Below are 22,640 nucleotides of genomic sequence, written 5' to 3'. Positions count from 1 at the left end.
GCCGCCCGCTGATAATGTGCGACTACGGCCATCTCCTGTTTTCGCCCGCATGCGCTCATTCGTCGACTGGCTTGAACGTATCGATCCCGGCACGCATCGCCGGATCAAGGGACTGCGGCTGGTCACCGCCTATGGACTGGCGGCTGCCATTGGCACCTTGCACGACGTGGCGCATCCGTTCGGCAGCCTCGTCGCCGTCGGCTCGTTGGCGGCGAATTTTGCGTTGTGGGCGAGTGTTTCGGAGGCGCGGCATACGCGTTTGGAATCCAGCCGCGATCTCGCCCTGCTCTGCCTGGCCGCCACGCTGGGCGCCTTGATGCAGGCTCTGATGGTGCCGGTACTTTCTCCGCTGTCGCAAAACGGCGCTGAATTCACGCTGGTCAGTGGTGCCTTCCTGGCCAGTTACCTCAAACGCTATGGCGTCACCGGCGCAGGCGTCGGTTCGCAGATCTACATTGGCCAGTTGCTGGCCTACACCATGCGGCTCGACGCTTCTGCGTGGCCGGCCATCCTGATCGCCGGATGCATCGCGGCACTGGCTTCCGTGGTGCCGCGCTTGCTCTCCGGTCCCGCCGAGCGCCCCGCCGAACTGGCGGTGCTTTCACCCGCGGACATTCCCGGCCGCTGGCATCTGTCGGCGCCCTTCATCATGGGCGTGCAGGCAGCGGTGGCAGCGCTGATCGTGGTGGCGCTCAATGCGCGACTGCACCTGCCCGAGTCGGCATGGGCGGTCACGGCCTGTACCTATGTGGTGGCCGGCAGCGCCACGGGCACCTCGCAACGCGTGCGACGGCGCATCGTGGGCACGCTGATTGGCGTGCCGCTCGGCCTCGCCTGTCTTCCGCTGGCCGAGCATGCGCCGCTGCTGATCTGGGCGCTGGCCGCCGTGGCGATGGTGGTTTACGCGATGGCGTTGCCGGAACGCTACGACATTGCCTGCGCCGCGTTCGCCTTCACCCTGATCGTCACGCTTGCCGCATCGGGCGAGCACTCGATCATGTTCCTGAGCGCGCGCATCTGGCAGACACTGCTCGGTGGCTTGCTCGGCCTGCTCGCCGCCCATCTGATCCTGCCGCTGCGCACCGCAGAATCACCCGCGGTGCGCGCATGAGGCATCAATCGTCGGCGTTGACGGTCGTATTGCGACCTTGCTGCTTGGCCTGATACAGGCGCCGGTCGACCAGCTCCAGGAACGACAGACGCTCATCGCCATGCATCGGCACCACCGTGCCCACGCCGATGCTCATGGTCAGCGACTTGCGCGCCATCGAGCGCTCATGCGGAATCCATTCCTGCTCGATCAGCGCGTGGCAACGCTCGGCCACTTCGCGCGCCGCGGCGGCGTCGGTATCGGGCAGCACCAGCACGAACTCCTCACCGCCGAAGCGCGCCAGGAAATCGTGCGAACGGCGCACCGCCTTCTCCAGCACCTTGGCCACCAGCTTGAGCGTATAGTCGCCCTGCACGTGGCCGTAGTGATCGTTGTACTGCTTGAAGTAATCGATATCGAGCATCAGCAGCGACAGCGGCCGACCGCTGCGACGCGCCTGCTCCCAGTCTTCCTCGAACACGCTGTCGAAGCGACGGCGATTGGCGATGCCGGTGAGGCCGTCCTTGAAGGACAGCGCCTCAAGTTCGCGCTGCAGTTCGATCAGGCGCTGCTCGGTACGCTTGCGTTCGCTGATGTCGAACATGAAACCGACCAGCGCATCCACGCTGCCGTCATCCTTGCGCACCACGTGCACCACGTCGCGGATCCACACATAGCTGCCGTCCTTGCACAGCGCGCGGTAATCGGCTTCGTGATCGACGCCCGCCTTGGACTGCGCCACGCAGAAATTGACCGCCCAGTCGCGATCTTCCGGATGGATGCGCTCGGCCCAGTCCTGCACGCTGACCCAGCTGTCCGGCGCCCAGCCGAGCAGATGCTCGATCTGCGGGCCGATATACGAGAACGACAGGCTGTCCCACTGGATGCGCCAGGGAATGGCCTTGGTGGACTCGAGCAGGGTCTTGTAGACCATGCTCTCTACTTCCAGCTTCTCAACGACATCGGTCATGGCGGCTCGCGGCGGGTGGTTGCGGATCCCTGGTGGGAAGCAACCATCGTGCCGCGGCGATGATTGGGCGTGAAAGCCTGCAAAAGCGCGCTTTGCGCCATCGAGCCATAGCGACCGCCTGAAGTCGATCTAGCCCAGCTCGGTCAGTTCCCGACGTGACGTGACGAGCCCGGGAGAGTCGCCATCCTTGGCGGGAGGGGACCTGTCTCCGTGGTGATCGCAAGTATTTGCGATGGCTCCCACGCCAGTCAACAAACCAAGGCCCCCTTGTGGGAGCGCCCCCTGTGCGCGACAGTCCGAGGGTGCCTCGGACGCCACGCCGTCGCGCACAGGGTGCGCTCCCACAAAAAAGCAGGTTGCGATTTCCCGGAAAAGAAAAGCCCCCGGTTCTCACCGAGGGCTTCGCCACACGAAAACCTTGCCGGCTTATCGCAGACCCGTCTCCGCACGCGCAATCACAATGCGCTGAATCTCACTCGTGCCCTCATAGATCTCCGTGATCTTGGCATCGCGGAAATAACGCTCCAGCGGCATTTCCTTGGAGTAACCCATGCCACCGTGGATCTGCACGGCCTGGTGCGAAATCCACATCGCCGCTTCCGAGGCGGTGAGCTTGGCCACGGAGGCCTCGGTGCCGAAGCGGCCGCCGTTCTTTTCGGCCTCGCCCTTGGTCCAGGCGGCGCGCAGCGTGAGCAGCGTGGCGGCGTCCAGCTTGCACTTCATGTCGGCAATCTTGGCCTGGGTCATCTGGAACGTACCGATCGGCGTGCCGAACGCCTTGCGGTCACGCACCCACTGCAGGGTGGCTTCGTACGCAGCGCGCGCAATACCCACGGCCTGCGATGCAATGCCGATGCGGCCGGCGTCGAGCACACCCATGGCGATGGAGAAGCCCTTGCCCTCGTCGCCCAGCAGGTTTTCCTTGGGCAGCACGTAATCGGTGAATTCGATTTCGCAGGTGGCCGAGGCGCGGATGCCGAGCTTGGGCTCGCTCTTGCCGGCGTGGAAACCCGGCAGCTGGGTGTCGACGATGAAAGCCGACACGCCCTTGGCGCCGATGCCCGGCGTGGTGATCGCAAACAGGATGATGTAGCGAGCGACCGGGCCGGAGGTGATCCAGCTCTTCTTGCCGTTGATCACCCAGTCGCCATTGGCGTTCTTGGTGGCGCGCGTATGCATGGCCGACGCATCGGAACCGGACTGCGGCTCGGTCAGCGCATAAGCGCCGATGGCCTCGCCCTGGGCGATGGCACGCACGTACTTCTGCTTCTGCTCCTCGGTGCCGTGCTTGAGGATGCCGTTGCAGAACAGCGAATTGTTCACCGACATGATGGTCGAGGTGGCGGCATCGGCCGCGGCGATCTCGACCATGGCCAGCACGTAGGCCACCGGGTCCATGCCCGCGCCGCCGTACTCGGTCGGCACCTCGATGCCCATCAGGCCCAGCTGGCCCATCTCGCGGATGTTCTCGAGCGGGAATTCACCCTTGGCGTCCAGTTCGGCGGCCACCGGCACGATGCGCTTCTGCGCGAAATCGCGGGCAATGGCCTGGATGGACAGCTGATCGTCGGTAAAGCGGAAATCCATGGAAGACTCCAAGGGGAATGGGAGACAGGAAGCCCACTATTTTAACCCGGCCAGCCAAGGGACTTCTGTGCGGGTGCAGCAAGGCCCCATCCCCTTGTAGGAGCGCACCCTGTGCGCGACCGCGGCCCCCAGGGCTTGCCCCTCCGTTCAGCTGTCGCCCACAGGGTGGGCTCCTACAAAAGAACGGCCCGACTTGACGCCCTGCACGCCGAAGCCTAGCCTTATGTATCTCTGCATCGCGATATAAGGATAACGATGGACCTGGCCACCGCCTCCAGCGTTCTGCGCCTGCTGGCGGATCCGACCCGGGTTCGTCTGCTGGCCTTGCTTGAGCGCGAGGAGCTGACCGTGGCGGAACTGGCTGCGGTCCTGCATCTGGCGCAGCCGCGCGTGTCCACCCATCTGGCCAAGCTCAAGGAAGCCGAGCTGGTGCGCGACCGCCGTGCCGGCGTGTCCGCCTATTACCGGGCCAACGCCGAGACGGACGAACACCTGCAGGTCCTGCTGAGGTCCCTGCGCGACAACATCGACGATGCCCTGCTGCGCGAAGACGCCGCGCGCCTACCCGGCGTGCTGGCCGAGCGCGCCCGCGAAGAAGGCTGGGCCGACACCGTCGCCGGCGACATGGAACGCCATTACTCCCCCGGCCGCACCTGGGAAACGCTGGCGCGCTCCCTGCTGCAATTGCTGGAAACCGGCGACGTGCTGGATATCGCCTCGGGCGACGGCATCACCGCCGAGCTGCTGGCGCCACACGCCCACTCCATCGTCTGCGTGGACAGCAGCGAGCGCGTGACCGAGGCCGCCGCGCAACGCCTCAAGTCCTTCGGCAACGTGGAAGTGCTCAAGGGCGACATGCACGCACTCGACCTCGGCGACCGCCGCTTCGACCTTGTGCTGATGCTGCACGCCCTCACCTATGCCGAGCACCCGGCCAAGGCCGTCGCGGAAGCCGCGCGCGTGTTGCGCAGCGGCGGGCGATTGCTGGCCGTCACCCTGGGCAAGCACGATCACCGCGCCGTGGTGGAACCCTTCGATCACCGCAACCTCGGTTTTTCATCCGACGAACTGACCGGCTTCGCAAAGCAGGCCGGCCTTCAATCCTTGAGCTGTACCCGCTTGAGCCGCGAACGCAAGGCACCTCACTTCGAAGTGATCAGCCTGCTCGCGCGCAAGCCTTGAAGCGAGGCATCCATCCATGAGCACCCTCCCCTGGCTTCACCCCGAACGCGTCGCCCTGCTGGAACGCCTGCTGCGCGAGCGCATCCTGATCATCGACGGCGGCATGGGCACCATGCTGCAGCAGCATCCGCTGGACGAGGCTGCTTTTCGCGGCGAGCGTTTCGTGGAAGGCCACGACAGTTCGCACGCGCATGACCATCCCGGCAGCTGCGACCTGAAGGGCAACAACGACCTGCTCACGCTCACCAACCCGGACATCATCCGCGGCGTGCACGTGGCCTATCTCGAAGCCGGCGCGGACCTGGTTGAAACCAATACCTTCAACTCCACCCGCATCAGCCAGGCCGATTACCACCTCGAACATCTCGCCTACGAGCTGAACCTCGAAGGCGCACGCCTCGCCCGCGCCGCCTGCGACGCCGTGGAAGCGAAAACGCCGGACAAGCCGCGCTTCGTCATCGGCGTACTCGGCCCCACCAGCCGCACCGCGTCGCTGTCGCCGGACGTCAACGATCCGGGCTTTCGCAACGTCACGTTCGAAGAACTGGTCGCCAACTACATCGAATCGGCCAGCGGTCTGGTCGACGGCGGCGCGGATCTGATCATGGTCGAAACCATCTTCGATACGCTCAACGCCAAGGCCGCGCTGTTTGCGGTGAGCGAACTGTTCCGCGAACGTGGCGTGCGTCTGCCCGTGATGATCTCCGGAACCATCACTGATCGTTCCGGCCGCACACTCTCGGGCCAGACCGCTGAAGCGTTCTACTACTCGGTGCAGCATGCGCGCCCGATCTCGGTGGGACTGAACTGCGCCCTGGGCGCAGCCGACCTGCGCCCGCACGTGCAGGTGCTGTCGCAAACCGCCAGCTGTTTCGTCAGCACGCATCCCAATGCCGGCCTGCCGAATGCGTTTGGCGAATACGACGAAACACCCGAACAGATGGCCTCCGTAATCGGCGGCTTCGCGCGCGACGGCCTGCTCAACATGGTTGGCGGCTGTTGCGGCACGACGCCTGCGCATATCAAGGCCATCGCCGAAGCCGTGGCCCATTGCGCGCCGCGCGCCCTTCCCTCCCAAAACGCCAAGGCTGCCTGAGTCCCGATGATGCCCCGCTACACCCGACTCTCCGGCCTTGAACCGCTGGTCATCACGCCCGACCTGTTGTTCGTCAACGTCGGCGAACGAACCAATGTCACCGGCTCGGCGCAGTTCCGCAAACTGATCAAGGAAGAACGCTACGAGGAAGCCGTCGATGTGGCGCGCCAGCAGGTGGCCAACGGCGCGCAGATCATCGACGTCAACATGGACGAAGGCCTGATCGATTCGGAAGCGGCGATGACGCGCTATCTGAACCTGATCGCCGCCGAACCGGACATCGCCCGCGTGCCGGTGATGGTCGACTCCTCCAAGTGGACGGTGATCGAAGCCGGCCTGCGCTGCCTGCAAGGCAAGGGCATCGTCAATTCCATCTCGATGAAGGAAGGCGAAGAGGTTTTCCTCGAACACGCGCGCAAGGTGCAGCAGTACGGCGCCGCCGTGGTGGTGATGGCGTTCGACGAGCAAGGCCAGGCCGACACCTGCGAGCGCAAGGTGGAAATCAGTTCGCGCGCTTATGAGCTGCTCACCACCAGGCTCGACTTCCCGCCCGAAGACATCATCTTCGACCCGAACATCTTTGCCATCGCCACCGGCATCGAAGAACACAACAACTACGCGGTGGACTTCATCGAAGCCACGCGCGAGCTCAAGCGCCGCTTTCCGCACTCGCACGTGTCGGGCGGCGTGTCGAACGTGTCGTTCTCGTTCCGCGGCAACAACATGGTGCGCGAGGCGATCCATTCGGTGTTCCTCTACCACGCCATCAAGGCGGGCATGGACATGGGCATCGTCAACGCCGGCGCGTTGATGATCTACGACGACCTGCCCGAGGACCTGCGCGAGCGCGTCGAAGACGTGGTGCTCAATCGCCGTTCCGACGCGACCGAGCGCCTGCTGGAAGTCGCCGATCAGTTCAAGGCGAAGAAGGGCGAAGTCATCGTCGAAAACCTCGCCTGGCGCGACAAGCCGGTGCGCGAACGCCTGAGCCACGCCCTGGTGCACGGCATCGACCAGTACGTGGTCGAAGACACCGAAACCGCGCGCCTGGAAACCTCGCGCCCGCTCGATGTCATCGAAGGTCCGCTGATGGATGGCATGAACGTGGTCGGCGACCTGTTCGGCGCCGGCAAGATGTTCCTGCCGCAGGTGGTGAAATCCGCCCGCGTGATGAAGAAAGCCGTGGCCCACCTCATTCCCTATATCGAGGAAGAAAAGGCGCGCACCGGCGATGCCGGCAAGTCCAACGGCAAGATCGTCATGGCCACCGTCAAGGGCGACGTGCACGATATTGGCAAGAACATCGTCGGCGTGGTGCTCCGCTGCAACAACTTCGATGTGATCGACCTGGGCGTGATGGTGCCCACGCAGAAGATCCTGGAAACCGCTATTGCCGAGAACGCCGACATCATCGGCCTGTCCGGCCTGATCACGCCGTCGCTGGAGGAAATGAGCCAGGTCGCGCGTGAAATGCAGCGCCAGAATTTCACGATACCGCTGATGATTGGCGGTGCAACGACGTCACGCGCGCACACTGCGTTGAAGATCGACCCGCATTACAAGTCGCCTACCGTGTGGGTAAAAGATGCCTCGCGCGCGGTGGGCGTGGCGCAGTCGCTGTTGAGCAAAGAGCTGGTCGACAACTTCATCGCCAAGGTGCAGGCCGAATACGCCGAAGTGCGCGAACGCCACAAGCATCGCGGCGCCGGCAAATCGCTGGTATCGCTGGAAAAGGCCCGCGGACAACGCTACACCACCGACTGGGCGAACTACACCCCGCCCCAGCCCAAGCAGCCCGGCATCACCGTGCTCGACAACTACGATCTTGCCGAACTGCGCCAGTACATCGACTGGTCGCCGTTCTTCAATGCGTGGGAACTGGCCGGCCGTTATCCCGCCATCCTCACCGATGAGATCGTGGGCAAACAGGCCACCGAACTGTTCAACGACGCGCAGGCGATGCTGGACACGCTGATTGCCGAGAAGTGGCTGACGGCGCGTGGTGTGATTGGCTTTTGGCCGGCTGCATCCGTGGGCGACGACATCGTGTTGTACGCGGAGGCGGAACGCTCAGGCAAGCCTCTGGCCACCCTGCACCACCTGCGCCAACAGGTCGACAAGCCCACCGATCGCCCCGACTTCTGCCTGTCCGACTTCGTGACGCCCAAGAACGCTGGCAAGCAGGACTGGGTCGGCGGCTTCGCCGTCACCGCCGGCATCGGCATCGACGAACACGTGGCACGCTTCGAAGCGGCACACGACGACTATTCCGCGATCCTGCTCAAGGCCCTGGCCGACCGTCTCGCCGAAGCCTTCGCCGAGCGCCTGCACCAGCGCGTGCGCCGCGAGTTCTGGGGCTACATGCCCGACGAGTCGCTCGACAACGTCGCACTGATCGAAGAGAAATACACCGGCATCCGCCCCGCCCCCGGCTACCCGGCCTGCCCCGACCACACGGAAAAAGGCACGCTGTTCCGTTTGCTCGACGGCACCGTCAACGCCGGCATCGAACTGACCGACAGCTACGCCATGTTCCCCACGGCCGCCGTCTCCGGCTGGTACTTCTCCCACCCCGACAGCCAGTACTTCGTCGTCGGCCGCGTCACCCGCGAACAAGTCGACGATTACGCCAAGCGCAAGGGCTGGACGCGCGAGCAAGCCGAGCGCTGGCTGGCGCCAAATCTGGACTACGACCCGGATTGATCAACCCGCCGATTGGCGTCTGCCCATAAGAGCGCTCCCCTTGCGGGAGCGCTTTCTTTTCTGTGGGAGCGCACCCTGTGCGCGACGGCCCACCGAAGCGGCAACGCCCGATGCCGCGGTCGCGCACAAGTGCGCTCCTACAGGTGATAGGTCGAGCTACGAAACTTGTAGGAGCGCACTTGTGCGCGACCGCAGAGCCTCGTCGTTACCGCTCCGCCCGGACGTCGTACCGTGGTCAAACCTCACTCTCAACCAACTCCCGCCGCCTAACCTCACGCATATGCACCACAAGGTTATAAATCGACACAAACGCCGGGAAGAAATTGGAAAGAATGCCCACCGAGTCGTTCTTGCCAAAAATGAAATACGACAGCAGCAACGCACTGCCAACCACCGACAACCACCAGAACGACAGCGGCATCACCACCCGCTTGAGCTTGCGCGTGTAGTACAGCTGCACAAACCAGCGACTGGTGAACATGATCGAGCCCAGCAGACCCACCATCTTCCAGGGCGTAAGCTCAAAGCGGCGCAAGGCTTCGAGGACGTGGCTGAGTTCGTGGGTCAGGAAGTCCATGGACGGCAGGCCGATAGCTGAAAAGCCGGATATTGTACTCGCCCACCTTTCAATCGCCTGCCATCCTGAGCACTTTTTTTGGCCGGGAGGCTTGACCTGCTAGGCGGCTCCTAATATATTTCCGGGCTCGGCGGGCGATTAGCTCAGCGGTAGAGCACTGCCTTCACACGGCAGGTGTCGCAAGTTCGATCCTTGCATCGCCCACCATCGAATCAAAGACTTAGGCCACCTCACAAGGGTGGCCTTTTTCTTTTCCGGTCCGCCGCGTCAGAAAAATCGGACCCAAAAGTCGCCATCTCTGCCGCTTGATGGTCCGCCATTGCCACGCCCTTTCGAGGGCGCGAACCGCGAAATGCCTCAGGGTGTGTCGCAGCATTTCCGGCGCCCCGCCCTTTTGATAGACGCGCCGGCGGTACGCCTGCGTTCTCAAAACTGACGCCCCAAGCCGCGCACAGCAAACTTCATCGCTGCCATCCCAGCGATGACATCCACGATCCGTTTGAGTCTGCAACGTCGGCGCATCGAGATAAATGTCTTGCGCTCTTTAGGACGCGTCCGATAGCCGTCGCACCGGCCGATCCATAGGCTGCTCTAGCCCTCTGACGCATCGGTTTCCCAACCCCGATCTGGCAGGACCGATGCGCTGGATGGCGCAGTTCGCGGAGAGGTGCGCCGTTTCGATTGCCCCGACAAGCGCCCTCCCGGTCCATGGAATTCATCACGTGATGGCTACGACTTTCGGTCGTGGCCATCGCGCGTCCGCGCGGGAAGGTGTGCAAGTGATTCAAGCAACGAAGATCGTCGGCTCGTGGCTGGTATTGGCGAGTGTGTGCCTGCCGATGACCGCAGCAATGGCGCAGTCAGCCGACACGGCCGCACAGGAACTCTTGCGCCAACAGGAACGCGAACGCGCGCTGCGCGAGCAACAACAGACTTCACCAGATGTGCGTCTGCCCACAGCGGCGCAAGCGCATGTCGATCGCCTGCCCACTGACGAAACACCCTGCTTTCCGATTCACACCATCCACCTGGAGGGCGACGACGCGGGCGCCTTCGCCTGGGCCGTGAGAGCTGCCAGCGCGCCGCATGACCCTGCCACCGGCCGCTGCCTGGGTACGCGTGGCATCGACATGGTGATGAAGCGGATACAGAACGCGATCATTGCGCGCGGCTACGTCACCACGCGGGTGGTGGCCATACCGCAAGACCTCAAGGCCGGTGTGCTGACCTTGACGGTTATTCCCGGTCGCATTCGCGCGATCCGATTCGCGCCCGGCACGGATGCCCGTGCCACTTCCTGGCGCGATGCCCTGCCCGCCCGTCCCGGCGATCTGCTCAATCTGCGCGACATCGAGCAGGCGCTGGAAAACTTCAAGCGCGTGCCTACGGCTGACGCAGACATAAAAATCGTGCCGGCCGATGGCGACTCAGCGCCCGGCGAAAGCGATCTGATGATCGTGTGGAAGCAGTCATCGCCTATGCGCCTGGCAGTCACGCTTGACGACTCGGGCAGCCAAGGCTCCGGCAAGGTGCAAGGCGGCACCACGCTGTCGCTGGACAACCTGCTGACCTTGAACGACCTGTTCTACGCCAATCTTGGGCAGGACGTGTTTGACGGCGACCGCAAGGGCACGCGCAGTTACACCCTGCACTACGACCTGCCCTACGGCTATTGGTTGCTCGGCGCCACCGCCAGCAGCTACGCGTATCACCAGACCATTGCCGGCTACGCGCAAGACTACGTCTATAGCGGTACCAGTCATAACGCCGATCTGCGCCTGAGTCGCCTCCTCTATCGCAACGCCACCATCAAGCTGAGCGCGTACGCGCGTGCGTGGGAGCGCGATTCCAACAACTTCATCGACGACACCGAAGTGCTGGTGCAGCGTCGTCGTCAGGCGGGCTGGGAAGCGGGCTTTACCTATAAGCAATTCATCGGTACGGCGACGCTCGACCTCGACGCGGCATATCGCCGTGGCACCGGCGCATTCAACGCATTGCATGCGCCAGAAGAGTCCTACGGTGAAGGCACCTCGCGTTCGGAAATCATCACCGCTGATGCCACGCTCACCGCGCCGTTCCAACTTGGTGATCAGCGCTTCCGTTACATCGGCAGCTGGCGTGCGCAGTGGAACCAGACGCCGCTCGTTCCGCAGGATCGTCTTGCCATCGGCGGGCGCTACACCGTGCGCGGCTTTGATGGCGAACTGCAGCTCACCGGTGATCACGGCTGGCTGATCCGCAATGACCTCGGCTGGATGGTTGGTGGTGGCCAGGAACTGTATCTGGGCGCTGATGTGGGTCACGTCGGCGGACCGCCCACTGCGTGGGAGTTGGGTCAGACCTTGGCCGGTGTCGCGCTCGGCTTGCGCGGAGGCTGGCATGGCTGGGCATGGGATGTCTTCGTCGGTGCGCCCATCAGCAAGCCCCACAGCTATCGCACCGCCAATCCCACCACCGGATTCAGCCTGAGCTGGTCGCTCTGACCAGTCTGAACACCTCTCGCTTTTGCCCGCCTGCCGCATCGCTTTGAAGGACCTCACGGATGAACAAGCACCTCTATCGCATCGTCTACAACCACGCCTTGGGTCTATTCCAGGTCGTGTCGGAATTGGTGCGCAGGCCAGGAGGCGGTGCATCGGCCAACGATGCCTCGATGACGACCGCCACAGTGCGACCGGTCAGTCTGAGTCTGTGGGTCGCGTTCGGCTGGATCGGCTTCGCCTCCCTGGCGACGGCCGGACAGATCGTCACCGACCCGAATGCACCGGGCAATCAGCGCCCCACGGTGCTGGGTTCATCCGGCGCGGCGCCGCTGATCAATATCACCACACCCAGCAAGGCCGGCGTGAGCCGCAACACGTATAGCGATTTCAGCGTGGACTCTGCCGGCGTGGTGCTCAACAACTCGCGCACCAACACGACCACGCAGCTTGCCGGCACCGTGGCGGGCAATCCTTGGCTCGCCACAGGCACGGCCAAGGTCATCCTCAACGAAGTTAGCGGCTCCAATCCGAGTGCGCTCAATGGCTACCTTGAAGTGGCCGGCGATCGCGCGCAGGTGATCATCGCCAACCCGGCCGGCATCAGTTGCGATGGCTGCGGGGTGATCAACGCCAACCGTTTCACGCTGACCACGGGTACGCCAGAACTCAACGGCGGTGCACTGGATGGCTATCGCGTCACCGGCGGCGCTGTCCAGATCGGCCCCAACGGCCTGGACGCGACGCGCGCGGATTACACCGACATCATCGCGCGTGCCGTGCAAGTGAATGGTGGCATCTGGTCGCCGCAGCTGCAGGTAACGACCGGCAGCAATCAAGTGAACGCGGACCAGTCCCAAGTCACCGCTATCACGGGAACTGGCGAGAAGCCCACGCTGGCGCTGGATGTGAGCGCGTTGGGCGGCATGTACGCGAACAAGATCGTCCTGCTGGGTACCGAGAACGGTGTCGGTGCGCGCAACGCCGGCAGCATTGGTGCCAGCGCCGGTGACCTGGTCGTCACCATTGATGGCCGTCTGGAGAACAGCGGCAGCCTGCAGTCGCAGGGCAACACGCAGATCAGTGCCACAGGCGGTGTCACCAATACGGGCACCCTCAGCGCGGCGCGCGAACTCGCACTCACCACGCCGGCCGACGTCGACAACAGCAGCGGCACCATGAATGCCGCGCGACTCGCCGTCGATGCCGTTTCGCTGCGCAATGTGGGTGGCACGATCGCCCAAACGGGCTCGCAAGGCATGACGCTGGACGCGGGCGCCCTCTCCAACCGCAACGGCGGTCGTATCGGTGCGGCGGAATCGGCTGCGGGTGGCTCGACGGGCGCATCTGGCTCGACCGCCGGCCAAAGTGGAGGGTCGGGCGGTGGTGGGAGCGCAAGCGACAGCGGCGGTGGCACGGTGTCTGGCGGAAGCACTGCACCCGCCACACCCATCATCCCGCTGGCCGACGGCATCCTGCACATCAGCGGCCTGCTCGACAACGACGGCGGCCGCATCAGCGCCGCGGCCGGCTTTGATCTCGACAGCAGTACAGGCCTGTCGAACGATGGCGGCCAATTGGAACTGCGCCAGCTGACGCTCACTGGCGGCAACCTGAGCAACCAGGGCGGCACGTTGCTGATCGATGGCACCTCCACCATCCATGCGAATCAGATCAACAACGACGCAGGCAAATTGAACTTTGCCAGCGCCGTGGCCATGGACGCACAAGCCCTCTCCAACCGCAGCGGCACGCTGACGATGGCCGACAGCGCACCGATGACGTTGAGTGTCGCCGGCCTGTTGGACAACACCAACGGCACACTGGCCACCAACGCCACGCAGTTCACCTTGAACAGCGGCACGCTGATCAATGAGCACGGCACGATCAACCATGCCGGTAGCGACGGCCTCGCGCTGACCACCGGCGACTGGCACGGCGCTGGCGGAACCGTCGTTACCAGTGGTGCCGCTACCGTCAGTGTAGGCACAGTGGATCATCAGGGTGCCACGCTGAGCGCCACGCAACTGACGCTTCACGCCGCCAACCTCGACAACCGCGGCGGTGTCATCGCCACGGCCGGCGAAGCAAGCAACACGCTGCACGTCGAAGGCACATTGGACAACAGCGACAAAGGCGCCATCGAAACCAATGGCGATCTCGCCATCTCGGCCACGACCCTGGGCAATACCGGCGGCACCATCCAACAGGCCGGCACCACTCAAGGTCGCGCGGCCGGCACGCTGGCCATCGCCGCGACCACCTTAAACGGCCAAGGCGGCACGCTCGCCACCAATGGCACACTTGCCCTCAGCGGCACGACGACAGACCTGCGCAACGGCACCACTTACGCGCAGGCAGTGGCCATCGATACCGGCGTGCTCACCACGGCCGGTGGCACGCTACAAGCCATTGGCAATGGCGCCATGGTTGTGCGCGCCAACAGCGCCTGGGATAACACCGACGGCAAGGTCGCCACCAATGGCGCGCTGACGATTCAGGCCGGTGCCCTCGACAACACGCGGGGCACACTCAGCGCGGCGGGCTCGGACGCCACGCAGCTCACCATCGCCCACACTTTCACCAACTCGGGCGGCAAGCTGGCCAGCATGGGTGCCACCACCGTGCGTGCGGGCGCGTTACTCAATCAGGGCGGCACCATCCAGGCGGCCGCTGCGTCCCAAGAGGGGACTAGCTCCGCGTCGCCGCTTACGATCACCGCAGATGGCTTGTTGGATAACAGTGCACACGGCGTGCTGACCAGCGATGGCAACCTTACCGTCACTGCGTCCACGCTCGACAACACCCAGGGCACGATCGCCCACGCCGGCGATGGCGCGCTAACGATTGCCGCCGCCACGCTCAACGGCCAGAACGGCAGCATCGCCAGCAACGGCGCACTGACCCTCACGGGCAACACCACCAACCTGCGCGATGGCACCACTTACGCGCAGTCCATCGCCATCGACACGGGTTCGCTCACCACCGCAGGCGGCAGCCTGCAAGCGCTGGGCACCGATCCGCTGATGCTCCACGTCCACAACACGCTGGACAACACCAGCGGCACGATCGTCGGCAATGGCGCGCTTGCCCTTGACGCAGGCGCACTGACCAATCGAAACGGGCAGCTCACTGCCGCAGGTGCTGACGCTTCGTACCTGCGGGTCGCCGGGCTGTTCGACAACACCCGCGGCACCCTCGGCACGACGGGCGCCACCACGCTGCATGCCGGTGCGCTCGATAACTCCGACGGGAAGATCCAAGCCTTTAGCGCGGATATGTTCCATGTCACCGTAGATGGCCAGCTCACTAATGAGCGCGGTGCGCTCCAGACCAATGGTGCGCTCGACCTGACCGCTGGTGCACTAGGCAACCACAGCGGCACGATTCAAGCGCAACAAGCCATTGCGGCCCACGTCGCCGGCACGATCGACAACACGGGCGGCCTCATGGTGGCGGGCGGCGATCTCGACGTGCACGCGCAGAACCTGCTCAATCGCGACACGCTGACCATCGATCCTGCCGCATCACCGACCGGTCTGTACGGACAGCGCGTTACGCTCGATGCCGCCACCGTCGACAACAGGCAGGGCCAAGTCCAGGCGCGCGATGCCCTTTCCATCCAAGGCGACACACTCACCAATGTGCGTGGTGTGCTTGATGGCACCGGCGCGGTCAACATCACCGGCATGACGCTGGACAACACTGGCGGCCAGGTCAACCAGCGGGGTGACAGCGGCGCTCTCTCCCTCACGCTGAGCCAGGGCCTGACCAACATGCTTGGCGGCCGGATAGGCGCCGAAGGTGCAGCAAACCTGCATGCAGGCAGCTTCGACAACAGCGGCGGCACGACCTTCGCGCGCCACGACCTGAATGTCAGCACGGATGGTGACCTGCTCAACCGTAATGGCGGTGTGCTCCAGACCAACCATGCGCTCACGATCAATGCGTTGGGCACGCTCGACAACAGCGGCGGCAGCATGGGTGCCACGGACGCCGCCGCCATTGGTGCCGGCGCCATCGCCAATGTGGGCGGGCAAATTCTTGCTGGCAACAGTGGCAGCGCCGATGCGGCCTTACGAATCATCGTCAACAGCGCCATCGACAATCGAGGTGGCACGATCGGCGACCGGGGTGGTGATGCCACGGTTACGGCCGCCAGTATCGACAACAGCAGCCGCGGCACGCTAGTCGCGCAGCGTGACCTTAATCTCGACGCCGTCGGTACATTGAACAACAACGGTGGCACTGCCTACGCCACGCGCAAGCTCAGCTACCAGAATGGCAGCGCTACGCTCGACAACACCGGCGGCAAACTGGGTGCCGGCGATACGACGTGGCTTGATCTTGCCACGATCACCAATAGCAATGGGCGCATCCAGGCCAACACGATCTGGCTGACCACACCAACGCTAACCAACGACGGTGGCGAGGTCGACGGCTCCGCCGTCCATGCCACGCTGGCAAACCTCAATGGCCTGGGTCGCCTGTATGGTAGTGACCTACTCGATGCGAACTTCACCGGTGACTACACGCACCTCGTCAGCCAGCGCCTGGAAAGCGACGGCATCCTCAGCCTAACCGTGGCCGGCACGCTGACTAATCAAGGCACGCTGCAGACTGCAGGCGAGTTGGACCTCAGCGCCGCCCGCCTCGTCAATCTGGCCGGTGGCGTCATCAACGCCAGCAACGAGTCTGGCAACGGCGTGGTCCACATCGTGGCCACCGACTCCATCGACAATCAGACAGGTGCCTCGCTTCAGGGCGACAACCTTACGCTGAAAGCTCACGACGTCACCAACACCGGGGATATCACAGGCAACACCTTGCGCGTGGACGCTGCCACGCTCACCAATGGCGCGGACCTCGGTCAAACCACCGACAACGCGGCTTACCAAAGTGGCCTCATCGCCGCGGTCGATAATCTGTCGCTCTACATCACAGATACGCTACTCAACCGCGATGCCACGCTCTACTCGCAAGGCGATCTGATCATCGCCGGTAGCGACAGCGGCGCACGCACGCAGTCGGTGACCAATCTCTCAGGCGACATCGAAGCGCGTGGCAATCTGGTGCTGAGTTCGCAGCAGTTTGCCAACGCGCGCCGTGTGATCGAAACGAATACGTTCACGCTCTCACCGGCCGAGCAGACCACCAATGTGCAGACCGTCACGGCGCCCATGTACGTCTACGACGATCCGCTGGCCGCGCATCAAGTGCCCAACATCGATCCGGGCCAAATCGTCAGCGCTGCTCAAATTGCAAAAGCGCAAGCCTATTGCAGTGCCAACGAGGCATCCAACGACCGCTGCGTCTTCTTTCAGCAAGGAAACCATACGGGCGCTCCGGCCACCTACCAGAGCACGACCACCGACACACTGCTATCGGTGACCACCGTCACCGCTGCAAGTGCGGAAAGCCGCGTGCTTTCCGGTGGCGACATGGCGCTGGATGGCGCCGTCCTCAACAACGCCTCCTCGATCGCCGCGGGCCGCAACCTCGCCATCAATGGGCAGGACGGTGTCGCGAGTACCGATAGTGTGCAAAACATCAACTGGGTGCCGACGGGACTCATACAAACCACCGTAGACGACCAAGTTCAATCGCAATACCTCGTCCATAACCCTCGCACGTGGCTCCTGGGCGCGTGGTGGACCTACGACACCACCACCAGTTCGCAAACCGTATTGCTCCAACCCGGCAGCGTACCCGGCTGGATCACCTACGCCGCTGGCGATGGCTTGAAAGCATCGATCACCGCGGGCGGCGACCTGACCATCAACGGTGGCCCGATCACCAACACGGCCGTTGGTCGCGGCAAGACCGGTGACGCCATTACTCCCACTGACGTCTCCGGACCCGAGAGCAACTCACTCCATGACGTCCACGGCGCCGGAGCGGGCACAGTCGATCGCGTGACCGGCGCGTCCGGTGACACCGTCCATGGCGGCGGCAACACGTACAACGCCGCTGCACAAACCGTCGGCAACGCAACGCAGGCGCTACCCAACCTGGTGCCCCCGGCCAACGGCATATACAGCCAAAACGGAGACCCCGGCGCGCCCTTCCTGGTCACCACCGCGCCGCGCTTCGCGCATGGCCCGGTGACAAGCTCCGACTACCTGCTGCGCGCCTTGGGCGATGACCCTGGCAGCATCCACAAGCGTCTGGGCGATGGCTACTACGAACAAAATCTGGTGCTCGACCAGATCCTCCAATTGACCGGCCGTAAAACGCTTAACGGCGGCGACGGCCTGTCGCAATACACCGCCCTGATGAACGATGCGGCGGACGAAGCCGCGCGTCTTGGTTTGCAGTTGGGCGCCCCGCTCACCACCGCCCAGATTGGTGCACTGTCTTCGGACATCGTGTGGCTGGTCGATCAGGTAGTGAACGGCGAGCATGTACTGGTGCCGGTGGTCTATCTGTCTAAGGCCACCAGTGATGCCATGCACAGCGACGGCGCTCTGATGGCCGGCAACACGGTAAACATCCGATCGTCCGGGACGGTGCGTAACGATGGCACCATCACCGGCACGCAAGGCACCGCCATCAGTGCCGACACCTTGATCAACACGAGCACATTGAAGAGCGCGGGCACGCTGGCCATTGCCACGCGCAACGACACGATCAATGCGGGCACGCTCAGCGGCGGTGCCGTAAGCGTGATGGCGGGACGTGACCTGATCAATACGGGCGCCGTCACCAGCGCGAGCGATATGGCGCTCGTCGCCGGTCGCGATCTCACCACAGGCGCGGTACCCATCCAGGCCAATGGCAATCTCAGCCTGGTCGCCGGTCGCGATCTGACCGCCACGGCCAGCACGATACGCGCGGGCGGCAATGCCCAACTCGTCGCTGGCAACAACATCACCCTGGATGCCACCGGCCATACGACCCGCACGCAAAGCAGCCAAACCGTCCAGGAAAACCTCACCCACAACGTCACCGGCATCAGCGCGGGCGGCAACTTGGCGCTAGTCGCCGACAACGACCTCACCAGCTATAGCGCGCAGCTCAACGCCGGCAACCAGCTGGGTGTGGCGGCAGGCAACGACATCCACCTCAACACGGTCACCGACAGCCAAAGCGTGACCAGCATCAGCACCTCGGGCCGTACCGTCACCAAGACTGCGACCTACGACGAGAGCGTGCGTGGCACCACGCTGAGCGGCACCAACGGCGTCGTCGCCACCGCAGGCCACGACCTCACCGCTACTGCGGCCACCATCAGCAGTACCAACGGCGCCATCGGCCTGATGGCCAACAACGATCTCACGCTCAACACTGCGCAGGAAACCCACAGCAGCGTCACCGATACCAAGAAGACCAGCGGTAACGTCATCTCCAACAGCAGTACAGGCACGCACGATGCGGTCAGCGATAGCTACGCCATCGGCACCACGGTCAGCGGTAACAGCGTGACCATGGCCGCCGGCCACGACCTGACGGCCACCGCCGCGCAAATCGTCGCCGATCACGACATCGTGATGGCCGCGGGCAACAACCTCACGCTCAACACCGCAACCGACACCCACACCGAAGAGCATAGCGTCAGCAAAACCAAGAACGGCCTGATGGGTGCCGGCGTGGGCGTGATGGTGGGTCAAGCCAAGCAGAGCGAAACGGCCACCATCACCCAGACCACGCCCGAAGGCACCACGGTCGGGAGTATTGGCGGCAGTGTGACGATGAGTGGCGGCAACAACGTGCACCTTACTAACGCCACCGTTCTAAGCCACACCGGCACCGCCATCGTGGGCAAGAACGTCACTATCGATGCGGCGATGGGGACGATGGACGTGACACAAACCCAGAAGCAAAGCAGTAGCGGCCTTACCTTGAGTCTGGGCCGCGGCGGCGTCTCAGCGGCCCAAGGCGCGTATGCCTCTGTGCGTCGCGGGAGCGAAGTCAAGGACGATCGCCTCAAAGCGCTATACGCCGCCCAGGCCGGCTATGCGGTCAGCGACGCCGCGCCCGGCGTCGCGGCGATGGCCAATGCCGGCAGCGCCAAAGACGCCGCCTCGGCGAGCGGCGTCAACCTCCAACTGGGTATCGGTGGCAGCAGCGCCAAAGCCGCCACCACCTCGCACGACGAAACCGCTTACGGCAGCACCATCAAGAGCAACGGCAATGTCTTGATTGCCGCCACCGGCGGTGATCTCAACGTGATCGGCAGCCAGATCAGCGGTGACAACGTCGCCCTGGCAGCCGCCAACAACATCAACCTACTCAGCCTAGCCGAAGATCACACGCTCAAAAGCGAGAACAAGAACGCCAGCGGCGGCGTGGGCGTGCAGATCGGCACGGATGGCATAGGCTTCTACGCCCAGGCATCGGCTGGTAAGGGCGATGCCCACGGTAACGGCACCACACACGCCAACACCAGCGTGGATGCGAAGAACACCCTCTCGCTAGTCAGCGGCGGCGACACCACCATCCAAGGCGCCCAAGCCAAGGGCAATTCCGTGCTGGCCGATATCGGCGGCAATCTGAACATCCGCAGCGAACAAGACACCAACGACTACGCTAGCAAGCAACAGCAGGCCAGCGCCAAGGTCGTGGTCGGCTACGGCGGGAGTGTCAGCGGCAGTTACAACCAGAGCGATGTCGATAGCCACTACGCCAGCGTGACCACCGTCAGCGGCATCGGGGCAGGCGATAGTGGCTACACCATCCGCGTCAAAGGCAATACCGACCTCAACGGCGGTGTGATCGCCAGCACGGCCGATCCAGCCAAGAATCTGCTCGACACCGGCAGCCTGACCTTTGCCAACATCGAGAACAAGGCGGACTACAGCGCGAGCAGCTTTGGTGTTGCCGGCGGCACGGGTGGTGCGGCGGGCGGCCCTAAGGGCGTCGCCCCGAACATTGGTATACCGCAAGGGGACGACAGCCACAGCATCACCAAGGCCAGCATCGCTAGCGGCACCATCATCACGCGTAACGGCGAGACCGATCTGAGCGGTTTGGATCGCAACACAACGCTGGATCAGCAAGGGCTTAAACCCATCTTCGATTTGCAGAAGGCGCAAGAGCAGCAGGAGATGGGTCAGGTTGCGGGGGCCGTCGGTTTCCGTGCTGCGGGCGACATCGCCGGAAAGATGGGCTGGCCCGAAGGCAGTACGGAGCGCACCGTACTGCATGGTGTTGTGGGTGCCGGCGTGGCTGCGTTGGGCGGCGGTGATGTGATCGGTGGTGCGGCGGGCGCAGCTGCTAATCAACTCGCGATCAACGGCATGGCGCAGTACCTCGTCGATCAGGGCTATGACCCCAAATCAGCGGAATTTGCCACGATGTTGCAGGCTGGAAGCGTGGCCATCGGCGCCGTGGCGGGCGGTGGTGCAGGTGCGGCTACGGCGCTGGATGGTACGCAATACAACTATCTAACGCATCAGCAGGTGGATGCACTCAATAAAGCTTGCAAGGGCGGCGGTGCATCAGCTGCTTGTCAGCAGGCCGTCGCTGACGCAAATAAGCAATCTGATCAACAAAATACCGCAATGGTCGAGACCTGTACGAACAACCCTTCTGGGAATGCATGCCTGAATGCAATGAGTGAAGCCAAGGCCTATAGCACGGGCGCATATTACGGTTTTAATGGTAGTCAACTGGCCGGTGCGGGCGCTCTGATGACCAAAGACGTAGCCACCAGCTACGAGGCTTACAAAGAGGCCAATTATCAAGCAACCCCCATACTTCGCTATGGCAATCCAGTAGTCGACGGAGTCGTGAAAGAGATCTTCTCGTTGCTCGCCTGCGGCGGCTGCGACGTCGATTACAAGGCACCTACAGGATCGGGAGAGGTGACGCCGGTCGCGTTCCCGGGCGAGGTATTTCTCTACGGCGCGCGAGTTCCGGCAACTGCAAAGGTCGAGGGAGAAGCAGCCAGCGCCACAGGCAATACAGGTTATATGTTTGATGCAATGAATCCCGGGCCGCTGTCGAATGAGGCTGCTGGAACATTTGCTGGCGGGCGCTATAACGTTGGAGTAATCGAGGCAACGGACGGTGTACTTTATAAAGCCGGAGATGCAGCCAATGCCGGTGGATCGTACTTTAACTTCTTCCCTCCGACGAGCGTGACCCAGGCGCGTATTGACAATGCCGTGTTGCCAAATTGGACGAATATGAAAACGGGAGCGTTAACGGGACGGTCGCCGATGAACAGCGTAATCACCGCAGACTTTCCGGTCGGAACGGTTTACTACTATGGGCCGGTCGGGTCGCAGGGTGGAGCCTATCTCGGCAACAATTACAACATCCAAATATTCATTCCAAATGGAAGAAGCATTGGCACCTTTACGCCAATAGGACCTTTGCAATGACGAGAGAAGAGCAAATTAGGCTTTTGATCGACAGCTTGCGAGAGATGGTTTCCCTGTTGGAACGAGACTCGTCTTGCGGCTGGGTACGCCACTTTAAGATGAGTTTGGACGAAGCAATTGATCTGTCAATAAACGGCTGGAATGAACGGGATCTCGCTGCATTATCATCGTCAATCAGATCTGTATATGCGGGAATGGGTTCATTTAATGACTATTTTCCGGCACGCTACGATCCTGCCACAGGTCGCTATGCTTCGTTTCCGTGGGCTGATCAATTTGATCGACTGCGTGCGAGCACATTCAACCAGGCGGTCGCTCTCGTTGTTCGAACAAAGTAGATATAACTTAAGATTGTCCCGTCCACGCCTGAACAAAAAGGCGCCAGGGACAATTTCCAAAAAGGTGCCAGGGACAATTTCCGACATCAAATCGGCTGAACAGATGATGTTCGACTGACTGAGTCGCTACGTTATAAACAACGAAACAGTCGGACGTTCGTTGTAGGTGTAGGGCGTACTCTGATCTGTCGTCTGGAGTATTGCCTGCGTTGACGTGACACACATCACGCTAGTTTTCTGGAATCCACGATACGCCTCTGCTACAAGGCTATCCTATTGATCGCAA

At 63.0% G+C, this 22,640-nt stretch carries 10 protein-coding genes and 1 tRNA gene; 8 read left to right on the top strand and 3 right to left on the bottom strand.

Translation table 11 applies throughout. From position 1 onward, the window contains the following. The first annotated feature begins 49 nt into the window (after positions 1 to 49). Complete coding sequence (locus AC1DKY_RS12590) at positions 50 to 1,111, top strand: FUSC family protein (RefSeq protein WP_441603664.1); 1,062 nt, start codon at positions 50 to 52, stop codon at positions 1,109 to 1,111. 4 nt (positions 1,112 to 1,115) lie between these two features. Here the strand turns inward: AC1DKY_RS12590 and AC1DKY_RS12585 are convergent, their stop codons facing one another. Together AC1DKY_RS12585 and AC1DKY_RS12580 are read right to left on the bottom strand one after the other, a co-directional pair. Further along, positions 1,116 to 2,060, bottom strand: coding sequence for a GGDEF domain-containing protein (locus tag AC1DKY_RS12585; protein ID WP_441603663.1), 945 nt, complete (start codon positions 2,058 to 2,060; stop codon positions 1,116 to 1,118). Positions 2,061 to 2,486: 426 nt separating this feature from the next. Continuing rightward, positions 2,487 to 3,647, bottom strand: a complete 1,161-nt coding sequence (locus tag AC1DKY_RS12580) for an acyl-CoA dehydrogenase family protein (RefSeq protein WP_441603662.1) — start codon at positions 3,645 to 3,647, stop codon at positions 2,487 to 2,489. Between the two features lie 255 nt (positions 3,648 to 3,902). On the opposite strand from AC1DKY_RS12580, the gene AC1DKY_RS12575 reads away from it, so the two are divergent. From AC1DKY_RS12575 to metH, 3 genes are read left to right on the top strand one after another with little or no spacing between them, the layout of a single operon-like run. Then, positions 3,903 to 4,829 carry an ArsR/SmtB family transcription factor gene (locus tag AC1DKY_RS12575; RefSeq protein WP_441603661.1) on the top strand — a complete coding sequence of 309 codons (927 nt, stop codon included), beginning with the start codon at positions 3,903 to 3,905 and terminating at the stop codon, positions 4,827 to 4,829. Between the two features lie 16 nt (positions 4,830 to 4,845). Further along, positions 4,846 to 5,925, top strand: a complete 1,080-nt coding sequence (locus tag AC1DKY_RS12570) for a homocysteine S-methyltransferase family protein (protein ID WP_441603660.1) — start codon at positions 4,846 to 4,848, stop codon at positions 5,923 to 5,925. A 6-nt stretch (positions 5,926 to 5,931) separates the two neighbouring features. Beyond that, entirely contained in the window at positions 5,932 to 8,628 is a 2,697-nt protein-coding gene (gene metH / locus AC1DKY_RS12565) for a methionine synthase (protein ID WP_441603659.1), read from the top strand. Between the two features lie 235 nt (positions 8,629 to 8,863). On the opposite strand, the gene AC1DKY_RS12560 is transcribed toward metH, so the two are convergent. Beyond that, the gene (locus tag AC1DKY_RS12560) at positions 8,864 to 9,205 is read right to left on the bottom strand and encodes a lipid-A-disaccharide synthase N-terminal domain-containing protein (RefSeq protein ID WP_441603658.1); all 342 of its coding nucleotides are present in this window, start codon (positions 9,203 to 9,205) and stop codon (positions 8,864 to 8,866) included. A 132-nt stretch (positions 9,206 to 9,337) separates the two neighbouring features. Between AC1DKY_RS12560 and AC1DKY_RS12555 the strand changes: the two genes are divergently transcribed. The 4 genes from AC1DKY_RS12555 to AC1DKY_RS12540 all read left to right on the top strand — a co-directional run bounded on the left by AC1DKY_RS12555 (position 9,338) and on the right by AC1DKY_RS12540 (position 22,354). Further along, positions 9,338 to 9,412, top strand: a tRNA-Val gene (locus AC1DKY_RS12555). 632 nt (positions 9,413 to 10,044) lie between these two features. Further along, positions 10,045 to 11,691 (top strand): ShlB/FhaC/HecB family hemolysin secretion/activation protein, encoded by a 1,647-nt coding sequence (locus AC1DKY_RS12550; protein ID WP_441603775.1) that lies wholly within the window; start codon positions 10,045 to 10,047, stop codon positions 11,689 to 11,691. 59 nt (positions 11,692 to 11,750) lie between these two features. After that, positions 11,751 to 22,016: a two-partner secretion domain-containing protein gene (locus tag AC1DKY_RS12545; protein WP_441603657.1), complete on the top strand. Its 10,266-nt coding sequence runs from the start codon at positions 11,751 to 11,753 to the stop codon at positions 22,014 to 22,016. After that, on the top strand, positions 22,013 to 22,354 hold the full coding sequence (locus AC1DKY_RS12540) for a DUF6966 domain-containing protein (RefSeq protein WP_441603656.1): 342 nt from the start codon (positions 22,013 to 22,015) through the stop codon (positions 22,352 to 22,354). Before AC1DKY_RS12545 ends, AC1DKY_RS12540 begins: the two co-directional genes overlap by 4 nt. The last annotated feature ends 286 nt before the right edge of the window (positions 22,355 to 22,640 follow it).

The organism is Dyella sp. 01N448 (assembly GCF_056399225.1).
This window is presented reverse-complemented; position numbering and strand designations above follow the sequence as displayed.